This is a genomic window from Cryptosporangium arvum DSM 44712 (genome assembly GCF_000585375.1).
Lineage (GTDB): Bacteria > Actinomycetota > Actinomycetes > Mycobacteriales > Cryptosporangiaceae > Cryptosporangium > Cryptosporangium arvum.
The window spans coordinates 2927033-2950561 of record NZ_KK073874.1 but is presented as its reverse complement, the minus strand read 5'-3'; the positions used below and the strand labels follow the sequence as shown (position 1 = coordinate 2950561).

Below are 23529 nucleotides of genomic sequence, written 5' to 3'. Positions count from 1 at the left end.
CGTCCGCCCGTCTCATTCGGACAATTGGGCCAGCCTCTCCCGCCAGGCGCCGGAGACGCGGCGCACCTCGTCGGCGCGGTCGGCGGTGAAAGTCCAGGTCGCGGTCAGGACCGGTCCGTCGGCGCGGTCGTCGACGCTCACCGTCACGCTGATCGGGTAGGCCGGGCTCATGCCCGGATCGTCGGCGTACGCGGCGGCCGCCGCCATTTCAGGGGCGAACGTCCAGTCGGCGGCCTCCGGCGCGTCGAACCGGCCCAGGTAATTGATCTGGACGTCGGGCAGACCGGCCTCCGCGAGTTCCGCACCCGTGTCCGGGCCGAGGTAGCGCAGCAGGCCGTACCCGATGCCGTTGCCGGGGACCGCCGCCAGCGCCGCGGCGACCCGGTCCAGCTGCTCGGCCGGGGTGCCGGGGCCGACGTCGAGGCGGACCGGGTAGACGCTGGTGAACCAGCCGACCGTGCGGGAGAGGTCGACCGGGCCCGGCACCGCGGACTCCTCCCGGCCGTGGCCTTCGAGGACGAACGGGGCGCCGTCGAGGGCCAGCGCGAACGCGGCCATCAGCCGGTCACGCGCCCGGCCGAGCAGCGGTGCGGTCTCCTCCGGGCCGAGCACGATCCGGAGTTCGTCCCGTTCGGCCACCGGCTCCGGTCCCGGGACGTGGCCGTCCAGGACTCCGCGCCAGTACGGGAGTTCACCGGCGCGCGCGGCGGCCGCGGTCTCCAGCGCGACGGCCCAGTCGGCGAACGAGGTACCGACGTCCTCGAGCGTCCGGCCCTGGTAGGCGGCGGCCAGGTCGGGGACGAGGATCCGCCAGGACACCCCGTCGACGACCAGGTGGTGGATCATCAGCAGCAGCCGCCCCGGCTCGGGCCCGGCGTCGAACCACACCGCCTGCACCATCGCCCCGGTGTCCGGGGCCAGCCGGTCCCGGGCGGCGCGCGCCTCCGCGTCGACGGCCGCACGCAGCGCGTCGGCCGGGAAGCCGGTGACCGGAACCGTGCGCAGCGGGACCGGGAGGGCCGCGCGGGGCACGCGCAGCGACCAGTCGGCGCGGTCGAGGCGCGCGCGTAGCAGGTCGTGGCGCTCGACGACGGCCTGCAGGGCCCGCGCCAGGCGGGCCGGGTCGGTGCCGGCGGGGGTCCGCAGCACCACCGACTGGTTGAACCCGTCGATGCTCCCCCCGGCGTCGGCGAGCCACCGCACGATCGGGGTCGCCGGTACGACGGTCTCCGCCGCGGTCACCGTGGTGGCGACCGCGGCCGGCGTCCGCAGCCGGAACACCTCGCGGATGCCGATCTCCAGCCCGCGGCGGCGACCGGCCTGCACCAGCCGGGTCGACGCGTTGCTGTCGCCGCCGAGCGCGAAGAAGTCGTCGTCCGGGCCGACGGGCTGGTCGAGCACCTCGGCGTAGAGCTCGCGGACCGCGGTGACCAGCGACGCGTCGGTCGCCGGGGGTGCGTCCACCGGGTACTGCTCCCAGCGGATCGAGTCGCGCGCGAACCGGGGGACGTCGAGGTCGCGGGCCGGGCGGTCCGGGTCGGTGACGAACGCGGTGAGCACCGACGCGAAGGCCTCGGTGAAGCGCCGGATCTCGTCCGCCGTGAACAGGTCGGGCCGGTACTGCGCGGCCAGTTTGAGCCGGTCGGAGATCTTGACGTCCCAGCAGATCGGGTAGTGGGTGGCGTCGTCACCGCCGGCCGGGCGGATCACCGCGCCGTCCCCGGCCGCCGTCGGGTAGTTCTCGACCACGACGATCGTGTCCACGAGCTCGCGGGCCCCGGCCGCGCGCTGGATGTCGTTCAGGCCGAGGTACTGGTGTTCGGCCAGGCGCGACTGGGCGTCCCAGACCTGGGCCAGCGCGTCGCGCAGGCTGGTGTCCGGTGCGGTCCGGACCCGCACCGGCACCGTGTTGATGAACAGGCCGACGATCGACTCCATGCCGGGCAGGTCGGCCGGGCGGCCGGCGACGATCGTGCCGAACACCACGTCGTCCTGGCCGGTGAGGCGGCTGAGCGTCAGACCCCAGGCGGTGTTGACGAGCGCGCCGACGGTCACGCCCGCGCCGCGGGCGAACCGGGTGAGCTGTTCGGTGACCTCCTCCGACAGGTACCCGGTGGCGGTCTCCGGCCAGACCGGCGGCACCCCGGGATCGGCCGGGGCCAGGTGCCGCGGTGCGTGCCCGGCGGCGGGCAGGCCGGCCAGTTCGGCCGCCCACGCCTCCCGGGCGGCGTCGGTGTCCTGGGTGGAGAGCCAGCCGAGGTAGTCGCGGAACGCCACCGGGGGCGGCAGCTCGGCGCCGGTGTAGTGGGCGCTCAGCTCGCCGACCCACAGCGGCCCCGACCACCCGTCGAGCAGGATGTGGTGGTGGGTGACGACCAGCAGGTCACCGGCGACCGCCATCCGCACCAGCGGCCCCCGCCCGAGGTCGAAGCGCACCAGCTCGGCCTCGCCGAACTCCGCCCAGGCCTCCGGGGTGTACTCGGTCCACGGCAGCTCGACGCGGTCGGGAATCACCGCGACCGGCCGCCCGGACTCCAGGTACCGGAACGACGCCCGCAGGTTCGCGTGCCGGTCGAGCAGGGCCTGCCCGGCCGCGCGCACGCGGGCGAGGTCGGCGCCCTCCGGCAGCTCCAGCCACACCTGTACCTGGTACGGGTCGATCGTGCCCTGGTCGAGGGCGGCGTGGAACAGCATGCCCTCCTGCGTCGGGGTGAGCGGCAGGATCTCGGCCGCGTTCCACGCGGCGACCTGGGCCTTCTCCTCCTCGGTGAGCGTCAGCAGGTCGGTGCGCGCCGGGAGCGCCCCGGGCAGTTCCTCCGCGGCCGCGGCCAGACCGGCCGGCGTGCGCCCGGCGAACACGGCCGAGGGCTTGAGCCGCAGCCCGGCCCGGCGGGCCCGGCTGACCAGCTGGATCGCGATGATGCTGTCGCCGCCGAGCGCGAAGAAGTCGTCGTCGACGCCGACCGACGGCAGGTGCAGCAGGTCGGCGAGGATCGTCGTGAGCACCTTCTCCCGCTCGGTCGCGGGGGCGCGTCCCTCGGTGCCGAACACCGGTTTCGGCAGGGCGCCGCGGTCGAGCTTGCCGTTCGCGGTGAGCGGCAACGGCCCGTCCAGCACGACGACGGCGGCCGGTGTCAGGTACTCGGGCAGGTGCGTGGCGACCTCGGCCCGCACCGAGGCCCCGTCCAGGAACGGGTCGCCGGTGACGTACCCGATCAGCCGGGTGACGGCGCCGGCCCGGTCGGCGATCACCGCCGCCTGCGTGACGCCGTCGGTCCGCGCCAGCGCCGCCTCGATCTCGCCGAGCTCGATCCGGTAGCCGCGCACCTTCACCTGGTCGTCGTCGCGGCCGAGGAAGTCGAGGTTGCCGTCGGCACGCCAGCGGGCGCGGTCACCGGTGCGGTACATCCGGCTCCCCGGCGACGAAGCCGGAGCGAAGGGGTCGGCGACGAACCGCTCGGCGGTGAGCGCCTGGCGCCCGAGGTAGCCGGTGGCCAGGCCACGCCCGCCGAGGTAGAGGTCGCCGGGCACGCCGACCGGCACCGGCCGGAGCCGGTCGTCGAGCACGTAGGCGCGGGTGTTCGGGTCGGGGCGGCCGATCGGGACGGCCTGGTCCCAGCCCGGCTCGGCTTCCCAGAGCGTGTTGTTCACGGTGGCTTCGGTGAGGCCGTAGGCGCCGAAGACCCGCTGGCGCCGGGTCAGGCGCCGCACCAGGGACGGGGGCACGGTCTCGGTGCCCACCAGCACGACCATGCCGTCGGGGAGTTCGCAGTCGGCGGGCAGCGCGGAGAGCAGCGACGGCGGCAGGATCGCGTGGGTCGCCCCGGTGGCCGCGAGGAAGTCGGTGAGCGGGTGGTCGGCGACACGCACGTCGTCGGGCAGGACGATCAGCCGGCCGCCGACCGTCAGCGCCTGGGTCAGGTCGAACACGAACACGTCGAAACCGACCGACGCGAACTGCGCGATCCGGCTGTCCCTGGTCACGCCCATCCGGTCGGTGGCCAGCGCCGCGAGGCTCGCGATGCCCTCGTGGCCGACGACCACGCCCTTGGGCGTCCCGGTCGACCCCGACGTGTAGATGACGTACGCGGGGCTGTGCAGCGTGGGGCCGGGCCCGTGCCACGGGCGCGGTGCCGCGGCCTCGTCCAGCAGGAGGGTCGGTCCGAACGGGACCCGGTCGGCGACCGCGGTGTCGGTGATCGTCAGCACCGCGGCGCTGTCGGTGAGCATGAACGCGAGCCGGTCCGACGGGTGCGTCAGGTCCAGCGGTACGTACGCCGCCCCGAGCTTGAGGACACCGAGGACCGCGGTCACCAGCGCCGCACCGCGGGGCACGGCCAGCGCCACCACGTCGCCGGCGGTGACGCCCCGCGCCGCGAGCCGGGCCGCGACCGCGTCGGAGCCCGCGTCGAGCGCCGCGTAGGTCGTCTCCCCGGCCGCGTCGACCACCGCGATCGCGTCCGGGGCCTCGCGCACGCGGTCGGCGAACAGCGCCGGCAGCGTCTTCTCCTCCACCGCTCGCGCGGTGTCGTTGAACTCCTCCAGCACCCGCCGCTTCTCCGGCCCGTCCAGGAGGTCGACGTCGCTCAGACGCGCGTCCGGGGCGGCGGCGACGGCGGTGAGCAGCCGGTTCAGCCGCCGTCCCAGCGTTTCGATCGTGGTCGCGTCGAACCGGTCGGCGCGGTACTCGAGCAGGACGGCGAGCCCGCCGTCGTCGCCCTCGAGGAACGCGAACACCAGGTCGAAGCGGGCGGTACCGGTGGACTGCGCCTGCGGCGTCACGGTCAGGCCCGGCATCGCGAGGCCGACGTCCGAGCGGTTGCGGTACACGACCATGACGTTGAACAGCGGGTTGTCGGTCGCGGAGCGGTCCGGGTTGACCGCGCGCACGACCGCCTCGAACGGCACGTCCTGCGCGGCGAACGCGGCGAGGTCGGCGGCGCGCACCCGGCCGACCAGCTCGCCGAACGCCGGGTCGCCGGACACGTCGGTGCGCAGGACCAGCGTGTTGACGAAGAACCCGATGAGGTCGGTGAGCTTCTCGTCGGTGCGCCCGGCGATCGGCGCCCCGAGCGGCAGGTCGTCGCCCGCGCCGAGCCGGTGCAGCAGCGCGGCGACCGCGGCCTGACCGACCATGAACATGCTCGCGCCGCTCTGCTGGGCGAGTTGACGCAGCGCCGCGGACGTCTCGCTCGCCACGTCGACCGCGAGCTCGGCGACCGGACGGGCGGGCGTTCCGGCCCGGTCGTACGGCAGCTCCAGCCGCTGCGGCGCACCCCGCAGCGCCTCGACCCAGTACGCGAGCTGGGCCTCGGCGACGTCGTCGAGGAGCGCGGACTGCCAGAGCGTGTAGTCGGCGTACTGCACCGGTAGCTCGGCCCAGGACGGCGCGGAGCCGGCCAGCCGGGCCGCGTAGGCGGTGGCCAGGTCACGCAGGAACGGGCCGTCGGACCACTCGTCGGTGGTGACGTGGTGCAGGAGCACGAGGACCCGGTGGTCGCCGTCGTGCCCGGCGTCGATCGCCACCCGGATCGGCAGCTCCCGCGCCAGGTCGAACGGTTCCCGCGCCGCGACGTCGAGGTCGGCGCGCTCGACGATCGGCACGTGCGCCCGCTCGACCGGCACGATCACCTGCGTGGGGCGCCCGTCGTCGGCGACGAGCAGCGTCCGCAGGGCCTCGTGCCGGGCGACCACGTCGTGCAGTGCCGCCGCGAACGCCGGCCGGTCCAGGTGACCGCGCATCCGCGCGACGAGCGGGAAGTTGTACGCGGGCGAGGCCGGGTCGAGCTCCTGCAGGAACCAGAGCCGCTGCTGGGCGGGCGAGGCCGGGAGCGTCGCCGGCCGCGGGTAGCGGGTGAGCTGCGGGCGGCCGTCGCCGGCCTCGCCGACCCGGGACGCCAGCTCGGCGACCGTGGGGGCCTCGAACAGGTCGCGGATGGACAGTTCCGCGCCGAGGGCGGCGCGGGCCCGGCCGACCAGCCGGGTCGCCAGCAGCGAGTGCCCGCCCAGATCGAAGAAGTTGTCGTCGGCGTTCACCTGGCCGAGGCCGAGGACGTCGGCGAACAGGTCGCAGAGCGTCGACTCCAGCGGGGTGGCCGGGGCCCGCCCGGCGCCGGAGCCCGCGCCGGGGGCGTCCAGGTCGGGCAGCGCCGCGACGTCGAGCTTGCCGTTGACGGTGAGCGGCAGGTCGTCGATCGGGATGATCGCGGCCGGCACCAGGTAGTCCGGCACCCGCTTCTTCACGTACTCGCGGACCCGGGTGACCAGGGCCGCCGCCCCGCGCGCCGCGGCCGGACGGTTGGCGAGCCCGCCGGGATCCCGGTCCGCCCGCACCACGTCGACGAGGGCCCCGTCGTCCACCGTGAACACCGCGTCGAGCGAGCCGTCGTCGCCGGGCGCCCAGGTCACCGTGGTCCGCCGCCCCAGCCGCTCCCCCAGCGCCACCAGCGCGTCGGGTTCGACGCCGGGGAGCACGGGCGCGTCGCCGAGCAGGGCCAGTTCGCCGGTGAGGCGGGCGTTCGGGATGCCGGTGACCCGCACGCGGTCGTGCGCCGCCACCACCGCTTCGAGGGCGGCCGCGCCCGGGAACGGAACCGCCGGGACGTCCGCCACCGACACCGTCGGGCCGGTGCGCAGGATCGCGTCGTACCGGTGCCGGGTCAGCTCGTTGTGGTGCTCGCCCGCCTTCACCAGCACGGTCGCCGGGGCCAGGGACCCGAACAGGGCCGGGTCGACGAGCAGTTCCTTCTCCAGCGCCAGCGCGCGGTCCACGGCGCCCCGGAGCCGGTCCGGAGCCACCCGCCCGGCCTGCACCGCGGTGTGGAACACCCGGGCGAGCCGGAGATTGCGCACGTCACCCACGAACACCGACCCGCCGGGGGCGAGCAGGTCCAGCGCCTGCTCCAGCACCGTGACCAGGTACTCCTCGCTCGGGAAGTACTGGATCACCGAGTTGATGACGACGGTGTCGAACACCCCGCGGGGCAGCCCGCTCACGTCGTCGGCGGGCTGGTGGCGCAGGTGCACCGTGTCGGCCAGCGACGCCGGCAGCTCCGCGCGCAGCTTCCGGATCACCGGCCCGGCGAAGTCGGTCCCCCAGTACTCGTCGACCTCCGGCGCCAGGCGCGAGAGCAGGAGCCCACTGCCGACGCCGATCTCCAGCACCCGGCGCGGGCGGAGCGCGAGGATCCGCTCGACGGTCGTCGCCCGCCACTCGCGCATGTCCGCGAGCGGGATCGGCTGCCCGTCGTAGGAGGAGTCCCAGCCGGAGAAGTCCTCGTGCGCCAGCGCGGTCGGGATCTCGTCGTACTCGTCCGAGTACACCTGCTGCCACTCGGCGACCTGTTCGTCCTCGTCGCCGGCCGTCGAGCGCCCGGTCGGCACGACGTAGGCGACCAGCCGCCGCGCGTCGCCGCTGCCCCGCACCACCACCGCGGCCCTGGCCACGTCCTCGTGCGCGGCCAGCACCGCCTCGACCTCGCCGGGTTCCACCCGGTAGCCGCGGATCTTCACCTGGTCGTCGGTGCGCCCGAGGAAGTCGATGTTCCCGTCGGGACGGCGGACGCCCAGGTCACCCGTGCGGTACATCCGTCCGGGGCCGAACGGGTTCGCGACGAACCGCTCCGCGGTCAGCCCCGGCCGCCCCAGGTAGCCCCGGGCGAGGCCGGCGCCGGCGATGTACAGCTCGCCGGGGCACCCGTCCGGCACCGGCCGCAGCCACGGGTCGAGCAGGTGGACGCCGGTGTTCCAGATCTCCCGGCCGACGGTCGGCGTCGCGCTGTCGAGCGTTCCGCCGCCGAGGGTGTTGATCGTGTACTCGGTCGGTCCGTACAGGTTGTAGCCGAACGTCCCGACGGTGTCACGCAGCCGGCCCCACACCGAGTCCGACACGGCTTCGCCGCCGAGCAGCACGAGCGGCGGCCGGTGCTGCTCGGGGCCGGAGGCCAGCAGCCCCTCGCCGATCAGGTGGTCGGCGTAGGTCGGCGTGACGTTCACGACGTCGATCGCGTGCCGGTCGCAGTACGCGACCAGGGCCTGGGCGTCGCGGCGCAGCTCCTCGTCGCAGACGTGCACCTCGTGGCCCTCGACCAGCCACAGCAGCTCTTCCCACGACATGTCGAACGCGAACGACACGGTGTGCGCGATGCGCAGACGTCGCCCGCCGGCGGCGGCTATCGCCGGTTCGAAGATCGCTTCGCGGTGGTTGAGCTGCATGTTCGTCAGGCCGCGGTACGGGGTGACGACGCCCTTCGGCTTCCCGGTCGAGCCGGACGTGTAGATCACGTACGCCGGGTGGTCCAGGCTGAACTCGACGTCGACCGGGCCACCGTCGAACCGGTCGAGGTCCGCCAGGACCAGCGGCTCACCGGGCAGGCGCGGGGCCACCGCCGCGGTCGTGAGCACGGCGATCGGCTCGGCGTCGGCGATCGTCGCCGCGAGCCGGGCGTCGGGGTGGTCGAGCTCCAGCGGGAGGTAGGCCGCGCCGGTACGCAGCACCGCGAACAGGGCCGCGACCATGTCGGCCGAGCGCGGCAGCGCCAGCGCGACGATCCGCTCCGGGCCAGCACCGGCGTCCAGCAGCAGCCGGGCGATGCGGTTGACGCGCTCGTCGAGCCGGCCGTAGGTCAGCCGCTCCGCGCCGAAGACCAGCGCGATCTCGTCCGGGGTACGCGCGGCCTGGGCACCGAGCAGGTCGGCGATCGTCTGCTCGGGCAGCACGTGGGCGGTGGCGGCCGCGCGGGCGGCCAGCGCGGTGCGCTCGGTGGCCGGGAGCACGTCGAGGCGGCCGAGCGTCGTGCCGGGGTCCGCGGCGAAGCGCTCGAGGATCGTGGTGAAGCGGGCCAGCAGCGCGCCGGCGGTGGCGGCCGGGATCGCGTCCGGACGGTGCGCGAGGATCACCCGCAGCCGCTCGCCCGGGGCCACCACCAGCGTCAGCGGGTAGTGGGTGGCGTCGATGCTCGCGACCTCGGTGGCGCCGTACTTCGTCGCGAGGTCGTCGGAGTCGCCGACGTGCTGCAACGCGAACAGCGTGTCGAACAGCCGCGCGTGACCGGACTCGCGCTGCACGTCGCCGAGGCCGAGGTACTCGTGCGGCATCAGCGCCGCGCGCTCGGCCTGGGCACGGCGCAGCAGGTCCGCGACGGTTTCGGCCGGGTCGAGCGCGAGCCGCACCGGCACCGTGTTCAGGAACAGCCCCACGGCGTCGCCGACGTCGGGCAGCTCGGCCGGGCGGCCGGCCACGGTGGAGCCGAAGACGACGTCGGTGCGGCCGACCGCGCCGCTGAGCGTGAGCGCCCAGGCGGCGTTGAGGACGGTGTTGAGCGTGACGCCTTCGGCCCGGGCCAGCCCGGTGAGCCGGGCGGTGAGCTCGGCCGGGAGGTCGGCGCGGCGGCGGTGCGGCAGCGCGGGGACGGTGCCGGTGCCCTCGGCCGGGGCGACCAGGGTCGGTTCGGCCAGGCCGTCGAGCGCCGCGCGCCAGGCCTGCTTGGCCGCCTCGGCGTCGCGGGTGGCGATCCAGGCCAGGTAGTCGCCGTAGGAGCCGGCCCGGGCGGGCTCACGCCGGTGGTAGAGCTCGAAGAGCTGCTCGAGGACGACGCGGGCCGACCAGCCGTCCCAGAGCAGCACGTGGTGGGTGAGCACGAGCCGGTCGGCACCGTCGCCGCGACGGATCAGCAGCATCCGGAACAGCGGCGGGTCCGCGAGGTCGAAACGGCGGGTGCGGTGGTCGGCCAGGAGCGCGGTGATCCGCGCGTCCTGGGCCTCCGGGCCGAGCCCGGTCAGGTCGACGAGCGTGAGCGGCGGCTCGGGGTCGACGGTGACGAACTGCACGGGGCCGGGCAGGCCGTCGGCGGTGAAGCCGGCGCGCATGCCGGGGTGGCGCGCGAGCAGTGCGCTCGTCGCGGCGCGCAGGCGGTCGGCGTCGAGGCCGCCGGCGACGTCGAACGCGACCTGGGCGGTGTAGACGTCGACCGAGCCGGTGCCGTCGTAGCCGGCGTGGAAGAACAGTCCTTCCTGGAGCGGCGAGAGCGGCCAGACCGCCTCGACCGGCCACGGGCTGCGCGCGTCGATCGTGCGCCGCTCGTCGTCGGTGAGCTCGACGCCCACCGGCGCGTGCGCGCGCTCCGGCGCGGAGGCCGTCGGGGCGGCCAGCGTGGCCAGGGCCGCGGCGGTGCGGTGGGTGAAGACGTCGCGCGGGGTGATCGGGGTACCGGCCGCGGTGGCGCGGTTGGCGACCGCGATCGACTGGATGCTGTCGCCGCCGATGCGGAAGAAGTCGTCGTCCGGGCCGACCTCCGGCAGCCCGAGCACGGCCGCGACGATCGCGCAGAACCGGCGCTCGAGCGGGGTCGCCGGGGCCCGGCCCGCGGCGACCGCGACCGGCTCGGGGTCCGGGAGCGCGGCGACGTCGAGCTTGCCGCCGGACGTGCGCGGCAGCGCGTCGAGCACGACGAGGACGTCCGGCACGAACGGCGCCGGCAGCGCACCGGCCAGCGCGGCCCGCACGACCTCGACGTCCAGTCCGGAATCCGCCCGGGGCACCAGGTACGCGATCAGGCGGCGGCCGTCCGGGGCCAGCACGGCGGCCTCGGCGACCTCGGGGCGGGCGAGCAGGTGCGCCTCGATCTCGCCGGGCTCGATGCGGTTGCCGCGCACCTTGAGCTGCCGGTCGGTGCGGCCCAGGTAGGTCAGCACGCCGTCGGCGGTGGAGCGCACCAGGTCGCCGGTGCGGTACATGCGCCCCGGCGCGAACGGGTCGGCGACGAACCGGTCGGCGGTGAGCGCCGCCGCGCCGACGTACCCCCGGGCCAGCTGGGCACCGGCCACGTACAGCTCCCCCGGCACGCCGGGCGGTACCGGCCGCAGCGCGTCGTCGAGCACGTAGAGCCGCACCCGGTCCACCGCCCGCCCGATCGGCACCGGCCCGCTCGCGGCGGGGGTCGCGTCGGACGAGGTCACCTGGACGGTGGTCTCGGTGGGGCCGTAGAGGTTGGCCACCGGAACGCCGGTCGTAGCGGTCCAGCGCTCGGCCACCGGAGCGACGAGCGCGTCGCCGCCGACGAGGAGGCGGCGCAGCGGGGTGGGCCGGTCGCCGGCCGCGTCGGTGAGCGGCGGGAGCAGCGAGGACGCCAGCACCATCGTGGTGACGCCGTGCCGCCGGACGAGCTCGACGAGCGCCGCCGGGTCCCCGGTGGCCCCGGGCGGGCTCAGCACCACGGTCGCGCCCGCGGTGAGCGGCCACAGCAGCTCCAGCACGGCCGGGTCGAACCCGATCGACAGGTGGTGCAGCACCCGGTCGTCGGCACCCAGGCCGAAGCGCTGCTGCACCCAGGCCAGCTGGGAGGCGAGCGCCGAGTGCGGCACGAGCACACCCTTGGGCCGCCCGGTCGACCCCGACGTGAACAGGACGTACGCGGCGTTGTCCCCGCGCGGCGCGCGCAGCTCCGCCGCCGGGACGGCCTCGGCGCCGCGGAGGGTGAGGCCGGCGGCGACCACGAGCGTCGCGCCCGCGTCGGCGAGCACGGCGGTGTGGCGCTCGGCGGGCAGCGCCACGTCGAGCGGAAGGTACGCGGCACCGGACTTGAGCACGCCGAGCAGCGCGACCGGCAGGTCCAGCGACCGCGGTACCGCGATCCCGACCACGGTCTCCGGACCGGCCCCGGCGGCACGCAGCCGCTCCGCGAGCTCGTCGGCGCGCGTGTCGAGCTCGGCGAACGTCAGCGCGTGGTTCCCGTCGACGACGGCGGTCGCGGTCGACGACGCGTGGCTCGCCCAGAGGTCCAGGACGGTCTCCGGCGCCGGGCCCTGCGCCCCCGACCAGGCCGTGAGCAGCTCCGCACGCTCCGCTCCGGAGAGCAGCTCGAGGCGGCCCGCCGGGCGTTCCGGCGCCTCGGCGAACGCTTCGAGCACGCCGGTGAACCACGTCGCGACCTGCGCGACGAACGCGGCGTCCACGCGGGTGGCGTCGTGCTTGAACCGCAGTTCGAGACGCTCGCCGGGCACCGCGATCAACGCGAGCGGGTAGTGGCCGGCGTCGCGGTAGTCCAGCCCGGCGAGCGTGACCGTGCCCGCCGCGTCGCTCAGCCCGGCGTCGACCGGGTAGTTCTCGAGCACCACGACGGTGTCGAACAGCTCGTCGACGCCGGCGTCGCGCTGCAGGTCGGAGAGCCCGACGTACTGGTGGTCGAGCAGCGCGGACTGCTCGGCCGAGAGCCGGGTGAACAGGTCGGCGAGGCCGTCGGACGCGTGCCACCGCACCCGCACCGGCACCGTGTTGATGAGCAGCCCGACCATCCCGGCGACGCCGTCCACCTCGGCGGCGCGACCGCTCACCGTGGTGCCGAACACGACGTCGGAGCGCCCGGTGAGGCGGCCGAGCAGCAGACCCCAGGCGCCCTGCACGACGACGCCGAGCGTCAGCGCCTGCTCGCGGGCGCGCGCCGCGACCCGCGCCGAGAGGGCCGCGGGCAGCTCGACCCGCACCTCGCCCGCGCGGCTGCGCCCGGTGAGCGGCGGGGGCACCGCGCGGGCCAGGAGCGTGGGCTCGTCCAGACCGGAGAGCGCGGCGCGGTACGCGGCCCTGGCCGCCTCGGTGTCGCGGGCGGCGAGCCAGGCCAGATAGGACCGGTACGGCGCGACCGGGGGCAGCCGGGCGTCGGTGCCGTAGGCGGCGAAGAGGTCGCGCAGGAGCACCGAGACCGACCAGCCGTCGGCGATGACGTGCGGGAACTGCAGCAGGAGCCAGGCGCGGCCACCGTCGCGGCGCACCAGCAGGGCACGCAGCAGCGGCGGGCGGGCGAGGTCGAACGGGCGGGCGCGCTCGGCGTCGGCCTCCGCGGTCAGGCGCCGCTGCTGGGCGTCCTCGTCCAGGTCGGACGCGTCGACCACGCGCCACGGCAGCTCGACGCCGTCGACGATCGCCTGCACCAGCCGGCCGTCGGGGCGCGGCCGGAACGCCGCACGCAGCGGGGCGTGCCGGTCCAGCACGGTCTGCGCGGCGGCGCGCAGCGCGTCCGGCCGCACCGCGCCCTCGAGCTCGACGACGAGCTGGACGACGTAGGCGCCGGTGTCGGCGCCGTCGACCAGCGCGTGGAAGTAGAACCCTTCCTGCAGTGGCGTGACCGGGAGGATCTCGGCGAGGCCGGGGAGCTCGTCGGCGAGCCGGGCGGCGGTGTCGGGGTCGACGGCGTCCGGGAGCGTGCCGGGGGTGGCCTCGGTCGCCGGGGTCGCGGCCGGAGCCAGCGCGGCCACCGTGCGGAGCGAGAACACGTCACGCAGACGCAGGGCGAGGCCGGCCTGCCGGGCCCGGATCACCAGGTCGATCGCGATGATGCTGTCGCCGCCGAGGGCGAAGAAGTCGTCGTCGATGCCGACCAGGGGCAGGTCGAGCACCTCGGCGTAGATCGTGCAGAGCAGCTCTTCGCGGGCGCTGCGCGGTGCGGCGCCGGTGGAGAGCGCCGCCCGGTCGGGGGCCGGGAGCGCGGCCCGGTCGAGCTTGCCGCTTCCGGTGACCGGGAGTTCGGGCAGGGGCACGAACGCCGACGGCACCATGTACTCCGGCAGCCACTCGCGCGCCTGCTCACGCAGGCGACGCAGCAGCGTGGGAACGTCCCGGAACGCCGCGGGCCGGTTCGCCATCGGCGCGTCGGCCGCGGCGGCGCCCGGCTCGACCGGAACGGCCCGGCCCGGGCGGGTGAAGATCGCGTCGAGGCCGGCCGCGTCCGCGGACCAGGTCAGCCGGGTGGTGTAGCCGTGCTCCCGGCCGGCGGCGTACAACGACTCGGGGTCGACGCCCGGGCTCCCCGGCGCGGTGCCCTCGATCGTGCGCAGCGCGGCCAGGTCGGCGTCGAGGCGGCCGTTCGGGATGCCGGTGATCCGGATCGCGTCCGGTCCGGAGGCCAGCACCGCCGCCGGAGAACCGGTCCACGCCACGCTCGGCGGCGGCTCGACCGGCGCGGACCGGCGGCGCAGCACGACGTCGTACCGGTAGCGGGTGAGCTCGTTGGCGCCCGCGCCCCGCTTCAGCTCGACGTCGGCGGCGAACCCGAGACGCGCGGCGATCCGCGGCAGCGCGTCCGGGTCGAGCAGCAGTTCGCCTTCCCAGGCCAGGTCCTGCGCGACCGCCGCGGCGGCACCGGACGCGGACGAGGTCCGTCCGGACGCGACCCCGGCCCGGAACGTCCGCAGCAGCCGCAGGTTACGCACGTCGCCGACGAACAGCACGCCCTCGGGGGTGAGCAGCGACGTCGCCTGACGCAACACCCGCTCCAGGTAGCCGGTGTCCGGGAAGTACTGGATCACGGAGTTCAGCACGATCACGTCGAAGTGCCCCGGCGGCAGGCCGGTGACGTCGTCGGCCGGCTGGTGGCGCAGCGTCACGTGCGGCCCGACCTGGGGACGCAGCCCGTCGATCGCGCCCGCGGACAGGTCGGTGCCCCAGTACTCGTCGCAGTCCGGCGCGATCCGGTGCAACAGCAACCCGCTGCCGACGCCGAGCTCCAGCACCCGCCGCGGTCGTAAGGCCCGGATCCGGGTGACGGTGGCGTCGCGCCATTCACGCATCTCGTCGAGCGGGATCGGCCGGCCGTCGTAGGAGGAGTTCCAGCCGGTGAAGTCCTCCCCGACCTGCTCGCCCGCGCGGGAGCCGTAGAGGCGCTCGTGCAGCTCCCTCCACTGCTCGACGCGGTGGTCCTCGGCCTCCTCGAGCGCTGGCACCACGTACGCGACGAGCCGTTTGTCGCCCGGCCGGTCCTCACGCACGGTCGCGGCGACCTGCGCCACCCGGGGATCCTTGGCCAGCGCGGCCTCGACCTCGCCGAGCTCGATCCGGTACCCGCGGATCTTCACCTGGTCGTCGGAGCGTCCGACGAAGTCCAGCTGACCGTCGGGGCGGCGGCGCACGAGGTCGCCGGTGCGGTAGAGCCGGCCGCCCGGACCGAACGGGTCGGCGACGAAGCGGGCCGCGGTCAGGTCCGGACGGCCCAGGTAGCCCCGCGCGAGCCCGTCGCCGGCGAGGTAGAGCTCCCCGACGACACCGACCGGTACCGGGCGCAGCGCGTCGTCCAGGACGTAGGCGCGGGTGCCGGGGTCGGGGTGGCCGATCGGCACCGAGGACTCGGTCCGGTCGGGGTCGCAGCGGCCCAGCGTCGAGTTGACGGTGGCCTCGGTGGGGCCGTAGGCGTTGAACATGCGGCGCCCGCGCGCGTACCGGGTGACGAGCGACGGCGAGATGCGCTCGGTACCGGCCAGCAGCGTCGCGCCCTCCGGGAGCCGGGCGTCGGCCGGCAGCGCGCCGAGCAGCGCCGGCGGCAGGATCATGAACGTCGCGCCGTGCTCGCGGGCGTACGAGGTGAGCGCGTCGGTGGGCGTGCGCCGGTCGGACGGCACCAGGATCATCCGGCCGCCGGAGAGCAACGCCAGGCACAGGTCGAAGAACGCGACGTCGAAGCTCGGGGACGCGAACTGCAGCACCCGGCTCTGCGGGCCGATGCCGAAGTGCTCGACGCCGGTCGCCAGCAGTTTGGCCACGCCGGCGTGGGAGAGCACGACGCCCTTGGGGCGGCCGGTGGAGCCCGAGGTGTAGATGACGTAGGCCGCGTTCGTCACCGCGAGGTCCACGTCCGGCGCGCCGGTCGGCTGCGCGGCCAGGTCGGCCGCGGTCGCCGGGTCGTCGAGCACCAGCACCGCGGTGCCCGCCGGGAGCGTCGCCGCCAGCGCGCGGGTGGTGACGACGACGACCGGGGCGGCGTCGTCGAGCATGAACGCGATGCGCTCGGCCGGGTAGTCGAGGTCCAGCGGCAGGTAGGCGCCGCCGGCCTTGAGCACCGCCAGTTCGGCGACGATCAGGGCGGCCGACCGGGGCAGCGCGAGCCCGGCGAACGTCTCCGGCCCGACGCCGGCCTCGCGGAGCAGGTGCGCGAGCTGGTTCGCGCGCTCGTCGAGGTCGGCGTAGGTGAGCGTGACGTCCTCGACGACGAGCGCGATCGCGTCCGGGGCCGCGCGGACCCGGTCGGCGAAGAGCGCGGGCACGGTGCCGGGAGCCGTGGAGTGCCCGGTCGCGTTCCAGCCGTGGACGGCCTGCTCGTACTCGTCCGCAGAGAGCATCGCCCGGGCGCCGACCGGCCGCTCGACGTCGCCGGAGAGCATCGTGACGAGGTGGCCGAGAATCCGCGCGGCACCGGTGGCCGAGATGACCTCGGTGGCGTACCGCAGCGTGAGCGTGTCGTCCGCCGCGCCCAGCCACAGGTCGAGCGCCGGGTCCGGCTCGCCGCCGAAGCCGACGTTCGCGAGCACCCCGCCGCGGCGCAGCGGCTCGGCCCGGACCTCCTCGGCGATCGTGGCGAGCGGGACGACGTGGGCCGCCGCGTCGGCACGCGCCGCCGCGACCCGCCGGGTGAGCGCGTCGAGCCCGGCGCCGGCGTCGATCCGGACGCGCAGCGGCGCGCCGCCGGCCAGCACGACCAGGTCGTCGCCGGCCCCGTACCGGGACAGCACCGCGGCGAACGCCGCCAGCAGCACGTCGTCGGCGTCGGCGCCGATCCGCTCGGCGGCCGCGCCGGCCGCACCCGGCACCGGACGCTGCGCCACCCCGGTGCCGGCCGGGGGCGCGTCGAAGACGTCGACCGGTAGCGGCAGGTCCGCGGTGACGCCGGCGAGCAGTTCCCGCCAGTAGGCCGCCCGGGAGTCGATCCCGCTGGTCAGGTCACTCGCGGACACACCGCACCCCGTTCGTTGTCAGGAGAAGGAGACCCGCGGTCAGCGGGTGGCGACCGGCCGGGCGTTCGCGGGCGCGTCGGCGCGCGTGCGGATCGCGTCCAGGATCTCGGCGGCGCGCACGGCCCCGTTCGACAGCAGCGACGAGCTGATCCCGTGGCTGTGTTCGGTGCCGCCCTGCAGGTAGATGCCCACGCCGAGCCCGTCGTCGGTGGCCACCCGGTAGTCGCGGTCGACCTCCAGGCGGCCGGCGGCGTCCCGTCGGCAGAACGCGTTGAGCTCGCCGAGCAGCGTGGCCGGTTCGACCGGGTCGTAGCCGGTGGCGCAGACGAGGATGTCGGCGTCGAGCACGGTCTGCTCGCCGGTGGCCAGCGCCTCGACCGTCACCCGCACACCGTCCGGCGTGGACACCGCTCCGACCAGCCGCGACACGTTCATCATCCGCAGCCGCGGCCGGCCGAGCACCTGCTCGCGGTAGGAGCGCCGGTACAGCTCGGCGATCAGCTCCGAGTCGACGACCGAGTAGTTCGTGTTCGCGTGGTAGGTCAGCAGCTGGTCCTTGACCCAGCCGGGCGCGTCGTAGAAGTCGTCGACGGCGGACGGGTCGAAGATGCGGTTGGCGAACGAGCTGTCGTCCGCGGGGCTGTACCCGAAGCGGGAGTAGACGGCCCAGACCTCGGCGTCGGCGTAACGGTCGTGCAGGAACGCGGTGACCTCGGCGGCGCTCTGCCCGGCGCCGACCACGACGATCCGCTTGGGCGGCTCGGCCCCGAGGGCGGCGACGCGGTGCAGCAGGTCACGGCTGTGCCAGATGCGCTCGTCGGCGACCACGCCCGGGGGCAGCGACGGCTGCAGGCCGGTGGCCAGCACGAGGTTGCGGGCGCGGTGGACGATCGTGCCGGTGCCGGTGTCGACCAGGACCTCGACCAGGTCGTCGGCGACCCGGCGCACGCCGATCACCTCGTGGCCGTACCGGACCAGGTCGTCCACCTGGCGCGCGGCCCACTCGAGGTAGTCGTGGAACTCGACCCGCAGCGGGAACAGCGTCTTGTGATTGATGAAGTCGACCAGCCGGCCGCGTTCGTGCAGGTAGTTCAGGAAGCTGAAGCGGCTGCTCGGGTTGCGCAGCGTGACCAGGTCCTTGAGGAACGAGACCTGCATCGTCGCGTCGTCGAGCAGCATGCCGCGGTGCCAGCCGAACGAGGCCTGGCGCTCGAGGAACAGCGCCGACGGGGCCTCGGCCGACTCGGTGAGCGCGACCGCGAGTGCGAGGTTGGACGGTCCGAAGCCGACGCCGATGACGTCGTACTCCGCAGTCGTGTGCACCATTTCAAACCATCCTTTGTCGACGCCGGAACACAGCCGACCCGCAGGCGTGCAAGGCCAGGCTTACCTAACATTCGTCGGCCGTCAACGGCTGAATCAAGACATTCACGCGTCCGGCGGGCATGCCGGACCGGCGAAGCACAGGTGCGCTCCGCCGGTCGGCGACGACCGCCTACTGCAGCTGTTTCACCAGCTGATCGACCGCCCACGGCACCGAGAGCGGTGTGACGAACGTCAACGCGCCACCGATCGGCGGCTCGTCGGTGTACTGGAGCCAGGTCGTGCGCTTCTCCTTGGCGACCTTCAGCGCCGCGAACGCCGGGTCCTTCTCCACCCGGGGCTGCACGGTGTTGTCGGTGGCCAGCAGCACCAGCCGGTCGACGTCGAGCACGTCGAGCCGCTCGGCGCTCAGCACCGCCGCGGTGTCCTTCCCGGCGATCTCGGTGACCTCGGGGCTGAGCTTGAATCCCATGTCACGCAGCAGCTGCGCCTTCGGGTCGGACTCGGCGAACGCGGCGTACATGCCGGGCTCGGACGGGTCGACGACGACCGCGGTCTGGTTCGCCCAGCCCGGGTTGTCCTTCTTGACCTGGGCCAGCTTGGCGTCGATGTCGCCGAGGATCGCGTCCATCTCGGCTTCCTTGCCGAGCGACTTCCCGATCACCTTCGCCATGTCCTGCCACGGCGCGGAGTAGTCGGGGAACTCCTTGATCTGCGCGACGACCGGCGCGATCTTCGACAGCGTCGTGTACTGCTCCTGGGTCATGCCCGAGTACTGGGCGATGATCAGATCGGGCTTGAGGCCGACGATCTTCTCGACCTGGTACTCGTCGCGCTCGCCGACGATCGTCGGGGCGGGGTTCCACTTGTCCTTGACCCACGGCCAGTTGCCGAACGGCTTCTCGCCGAACCAGTCGACCGCGCCGACGGGCACGGTGCCGAGCGCGATCACCGCGTCCTGGTCGGACAGTCCCAGCGTCACGACGCGCTTCGGCGCCGACGTGATCGTCGTCGAGCCGTACTTGTGCGCGATCGTCACGGGGAACGCGCCGGACGCGGCCGAGGCCGTCGGCTCACTCGACCCGCTGTCGTCGTCGCTGCCGCACCCGACCACCGCTACGGCGAGCGCGAGCGCGAGGGTGGCCTGCGCCAGAATGCGCAGTCTTTTCATGCTGGGTCCTCCACAGAGGGGTGGGGGCCGTGCTCAAAGCACGAAGGTTCGCCTAACCTAAGCGAGTGCGGGCTCACTGTAAACGGGCGAGGGGCTGCGGGTGATCTCATCTCGGCGCTGGGTGGCGCTCGTCGGCATCGTCGTGGTACTCGCGCTGTTGTGCCTGGTCTCGATCGCGGTCGGAGCCCGGTCGATGCCGCTGGGCCACGTGCTCGACGCACTGTTCACACCGGACCGCGCCCCCGACGACGAACTCGCGATCGTCCGCGGCCTGCGGGTTCCCCGCACCGTGCTCGGGCTGCTCACCGGTGCGTCGATCGGCCTGGCCGGTGCGCTGATGCAGGGCCTGACCCGCAATCCGCTGGCCGACCCCGGTCTGCTCGGGGTGAGCGCCGGCGCGTCGCTGGGCATCGTCGCCGCGATCGGCATCCTGCACATCGGTGACTTCTACGGCTACATCTGGTTCGCGATCCTCGGCGCGGTGCTGGCCAGCGCGCTCGTCTACGTGCTCGGCGGCCTCGGCCAAGGCGGCGCGACTCCGGTCAAGCTGGCGCTCGCCGGCGTCGGCGTCACGTTCTTCCTCGGGTCGGTGACCAGCGCGATCGTGCTCGCCAGCCCGGCCGCGCTGAACCGCTTCCGGTTCTGGTCGGCGGGGTCGCTGGCCGGGCAGGACACCGGCACGATCTGGCGGGTCGCGCCGTTCCTCGTCGTCGGCATCGTGATCGCGCTGTGCAGCGCCCCGGCGTTGAACACGCTGGCGCTGGGCGACCGGATGGCACGCGCGCTGGGCCGCCGCGTCGGGCTGGTGCGGATCACCGGCGCGGTCGCGGTGACGTTGCTCGCGGCCGCGAGCGTGGCGGTGACCGGCCCGATCGTGTTCGTCGGCCTGGTCGTGCCGCACGTCGTGAGGTTGCTCACCGGTCCCGACTACCGGCTCCTGCTCCCGTTCACGCTCGTGCTCTCCCCGGTCCTGCTGCTCGCGGCCGACGTCCTGGGGCGGGTCGTGGTGCGGCCGGGCGAGATGCAGGTCGGCGTGATCGTCGCGTTCATCGGGGCGCCGTTCTTCATCGCGCTGGTGCGCCGCCGATCGGTGGCCGAGCTGTGAGCGTGTCGCTGGCCGCGGGCCGGGCCACGTACCGGGCCGGGCCGGTCTCCGGGGTGTTCTCCCCGCGGTCGCTGCTGGCCTCGCTCGCGCTGGCCGTGCTCGCGGGCTTGTTCTTCCTGCTCAGCGTGGCCACCGGTGACCTGCCCCTCCCGCTGGCCGACATCCCGGTGGCGCTCGTCGGCGCCGGTGACCCCGCGACGCTGTTCATCGTCCAGGAGCTCCGGTTGCCCCGGGCGCTGGTCGGCTTGCTGGTCGGCGTCGTGTTCGGGCTGTCCGGCGCCGTGTTCCAGACGATGTCGCGCAACCCGCTCGCCGCTCCCGACATGATCGGCATCACCGGCGGGGCACAGGTGGCCGTCGTCGGCGGCATCGTGCTGGGGTGGGGCTCCGGGCTCGGGACCCAGGTGCTCGGCCTGCTCGGAGCGTTCGCCGCGGGCGCGCTGGTATACGTCCTGTCGATGGGCGGCGGGCACGGCTACCGTCTCGTGCTCGTCGGCATCGGCGTCTCCTGGGCCTGCGCCAGCCTCACCGACTACCTGCTGGCCAAGGCGCTGCCGTACCAGGCCAACGAGGCCGTCGGCTGGCTGTTCGGCAGCCTCAACGAGCGCGGCTGGCACCACGTGCGGCCGCTGGTGCTCTCGGCGGCGATCCTGGTGCCGGTCACGCTGCTGCTCAGCCGCTGGCTCACGACGTTGCAGCTCGGCGACGCGGTGGCGCGCGGGCTGGGGACGCCGGTGGGTGCGGTGCGGTTCGCGCTGCTGATCGTCGGCGCCGGTCTGGCCGCGTTCGGCACGGCCGCGGCCGGCCCGATCATCTTCGTCGCGCTGGTCTCGCCGCAGATCGCCCAGCGGCTGGCCGGTACGCCGGCCCCGCCGCTGGTCGGGTCGTCGCTGGTCGGCGCCGCGCTGGTGCTCGGCGCCGACCTCGTCACCCGGCACGTGCTGGTCTCGGTCGAGCTGCCGGTCGGCGTCGTGACCGGCATCGTCGGCGCGCCGGTCCTGCTCTGGTTGCTGACCCGCACCAATCGACTCGGATCGGGGGGCTGAGCCCGTGACCTTACGTGCGGACGACCTGACGCTGGCCTACGGCAGGCACGTCGTCGTCGACCGGCTGACGGTCGAGGTGCCGCCCGGGCGCATCACGGTGATCGTCGGGGCCAATGCCTGCGGCAAGTCGACGCTGCTCGCCGCGCTGGCCCGCCTGCTCGCGCCGAAGCACGGCGCGGTGACGCTCGACGGTCGCTCGATCCATTCGCAGCCCACCCGGCAGGTCGCGCGCAGCATCGGGCTGCTCCCCCAGTCGCCGGTGGCGCCGGGCGGGATCACCGTCGTCGACCTGGTGACCCGGGGCCGGTCCCCGCACCAGAACTGGTGGCGGCAGTGGTCCGAGGAGGACGAACAGGCCGTCGAACGGGCGCTGGCCGCGACCGGGATGGCCGAGCACCGCAACCGTCCGGTCGACGAGCTCTCCGGCGGCCAGCGGCAGCGGGCCTGGATCGCGATGGCCATCGCCCAGGACACGCCGCTGCTGCTGCTCGACGAACCGACCACGTTCCTCGACCTGGCCCATCAGATCGACGTGCTCGACACCGTCGTCGACCTGAACCGGACCGAGGGCCGGACGGTGGTGATGGTGCTGCACGACCTGAACCAGGCCTGCCGCTACGCCGACCACCTGATCGCGATGAGGGACGGGGCGATCGTCCGCGAGGGCCCGCCGGGCGCGGTCGTCGACGCGGAGCTGATCCGCACCGTGTTCGCGGTGGAGTGCCAGGTGAGCGCCGACCCGGTCACCGGGACGCCGATGATCGTGCCGATGGGACGTCACCACCGGGTGGAGGCGCCGAAGGAGGAGTCCGCCGCAGGCCCACGGCCGTGACCCCGAGCGCCGCGGCCGCGGCCACCACCGGCAGCACCAGCCCGGCGCGGATCCCGTCCATCCCGCCGGCGGTGCTCAGCGCGGTCACGCCGGCGATCCCGAGCGCGGTGCCGAACTGTATCGAGGTGTAGAGCAGCCCACCGGCCAGCCCGTGTTCGGGTTCGTCGACGCCGTCGGTCGCGGCCATCGTCAGCGGGCCGTAGGACAGCGCGAACGCCAGCCCGAGCAGCAGCAGGCCCGGCAGCATCGCCGCGTACGTCCGGTCCGGAGCGACCGGCAGGAACAGCGAGTAGGCCGCGACCGCCGACGCGACGCCGCCGAACAGCACCCGCCCGGTGCCGAACCGGTCGACCAGCCACGGGGTCAGCGTCGGGGCGAGCACCGTGTCGATGCCGACCACCAGCATCGCCAGCCCGGTCTGCAGCGGGCTCCAGCCGCGGAGTTCCTGCAGGTAGAGCGTCACCATGAACTGGAAACCGGCGAACGAGGCCAGGAACAGCAGCGCGACCAGGTTCGTGCGCACCAGCGACGGTGAGCGGAGGATCGCGAGGCGGACCAGCGGGGCGGCCGCCCGTCGCTCGATCGCGACGAACAGTGCCAGCGCCGTCGCGGCCAAGGCGAAGACGGCGAGCGTTCCGGCGGTGAGCCCGTGTTCGAGGCGGACGACGCCGTAGACGAGCAGCAGCATCCCGGTGGTCACGGTGACCGCGCCGGCCAGGTCGAAGATCGCCCGCGGCGGTCGTGGTCCGTCGTCGCGCAGCAGCGGCACCGCGGCGATCAGGATGAGCGTGGCCAGGACGACCGGCGCGAAGAACACCCAGCGCCAGCCGATCGAGGTGAGCAGGCCACCCGCGACCAGCCCCAGCGAGAACCCACCGGCGGCGGTGCCGGCGTAGACGCCGAGCGCCCGGGTGCGCTGCGGGCCCTCCGGGAAGTGGCCGGTCACCAGCGCCAGACCGGCGGGGGCCAGGAACGCGGCCGCCACTCCGGTGGCGAACCGGGCCGCCAGCAGCATCCAGCCCTCGGTGGCGAGGCCGCCGAGCCCGGAGAAGGCCAGGAAGACCACCAGCCAGCTCAGGAACATGCGCCGGCGGCCGAGCAGGTCGGCGGCGCGCCCGCCGAGCAGCATGAAGCCGCCGTAGCCGAGGACGTACGCGCTGACCACGCCGCTGAGCACGCCGGTCGACAGGCCGAGATCGGCCCGGATCGCCGGCAACGCCACGTTGAGCATCGCGACGTCGATGCCCTCCAGAAATATCGCTCCACACAGGACGAGCAAGACGCTCCACGCCCTCATCGGTACCCCTTCGTGCGGTCGGTTCTTTCTTGTTACCGACGG

7 protein-coding genes are annotated in these 23529 nt (G+C 74.5%); 3 read left to right on the top strand and 4 right to left on the bottom strand.

The genetic code is table 11. The annotated features are described in order from the left end of the window. Window positions 1-12: 12 nt before the first annotated feature. The 3 genes from CRYAR_RS13720 to CRYAR_RS13710 form a co-directional block, all read right to left on the bottom strand. Window positions 13-16713, bottom strand: coding sequence for a non-ribosomal peptide synthetase (locus CRYAR_RS13720; protein ID WP_051570144.1), 16701 nt, complete (start codon window positions 16711-16713; stop codon window positions 13-15). 39 nt (window positions 16714-16752) lie between these two features. Next, on the bottom strand, window positions 16753-18039 hold the full coding sequence (locus tag CRYAR_RS13715; protein ID WP_035851082.1) for a lysine N(6)-hydroxylase/L-ornithine N(5)-oxygenase family protein: 1287 nt from the start codon (window positions 18037-18039) through the stop codon (window positions 16753-16755). 169 nt (window positions 18040-18208) lie between these two features. Then, window positions 18209-19207 carry an iron-siderophore ABC transporter substrate-binding protein gene (locus tag CRYAR_RS13710; RefSeq protein ID WP_035851079.1) on the bottom strand — a complete coding sequence of 333 codons (999 nt, stop codon included), beginning with the start codon at window positions 19205-19207 and terminating at the stop codon, window positions 18209-18211. A gap of 100 nt (window positions 19208-19307) precedes the next feature. Between CRYAR_RS13710 and CRYAR_RS13705 the strand changes: the two genes are divergently transcribed. The 3 genes from CRYAR_RS13705 to CRYAR_RS13695 are packed head-to-tail and all read left to right on the top strand — an operon-like array spanning window position 19308 to window position 22190. After that, a complete protein-coding gene (locus CRYAR_RS13705; RefSeq protein WP_245620451.1) occupies window positions 19308-20312 on the top strand; it encodes a FecCD family ABC transporter permease in 1005 nt (334 codons plus the stop codon). Then, entirely contained in the window at window positions 20309-21358 is a 1050-nt protein-coding gene (locus tag CRYAR_RS13700; RefSeq protein ID WP_211247433.1) for a FecCD family ABC transporter permease, read from the top strand. The genes CRYAR_RS13705 and CRYAR_RS13700 overlap by 4 nt, the downstream gene beginning before the upstream one ends. Beyond that, window positions 21336-22190: an ATP-binding cassette domain-containing protein gene (locus CRYAR_RS13695; RefSeq protein WP_035851077.1), complete on the top strand. Its 855-nt coding sequence runs from the start codon at window positions 21336-21338 to the stop codon at window positions 22188-22190. The genes CRYAR_RS13700 and CRYAR_RS13695 overlap by 23 nt, the downstream gene beginning before the upstream one ends. Here the strand turns inward: CRYAR_RS13695 and CRYAR_RS13690 are convergent. Continuing rightward, a complete protein-coding gene (locus CRYAR_RS13690; RefSeq protein ID WP_211247431.1) occupies window positions 22102-23487 on the bottom strand; it encodes an MFS transporter in 1386 nt (461 codons plus the stop codon). The genes CRYAR_RS13695 and CRYAR_RS13690 overlap by 89 nt on opposite strands. Window positions 23488-23529 lie beyond the last annotated feature (42 nt).

Bases quoted from the DNA above. Each gene is read 5' to 3' on its own strand.
- CRYAR_RS13715 (WP_035851082.1), bottom strand. From the start codon at position 18,039: ATGGTGCACACGACTGCGGAGTACGACGTCATCGGCGTCGGCTTCGGA.
- CRYAR_RS13710 (WP_035851079.1), bottom strand. From the start codon at position 19,207: ATGAAAAGACTGCGCATTCTGGCGCAGGCCACCCTCGCGCTCGCGCTC.
- CRYAR_RS13690 (WP_211247431.1), bottom strand. From the start codon at position 23,487: ATGAGGGCGTGGAGCGTCTTGCTCGTCCTGTGTGGAGCGATATTTCTG.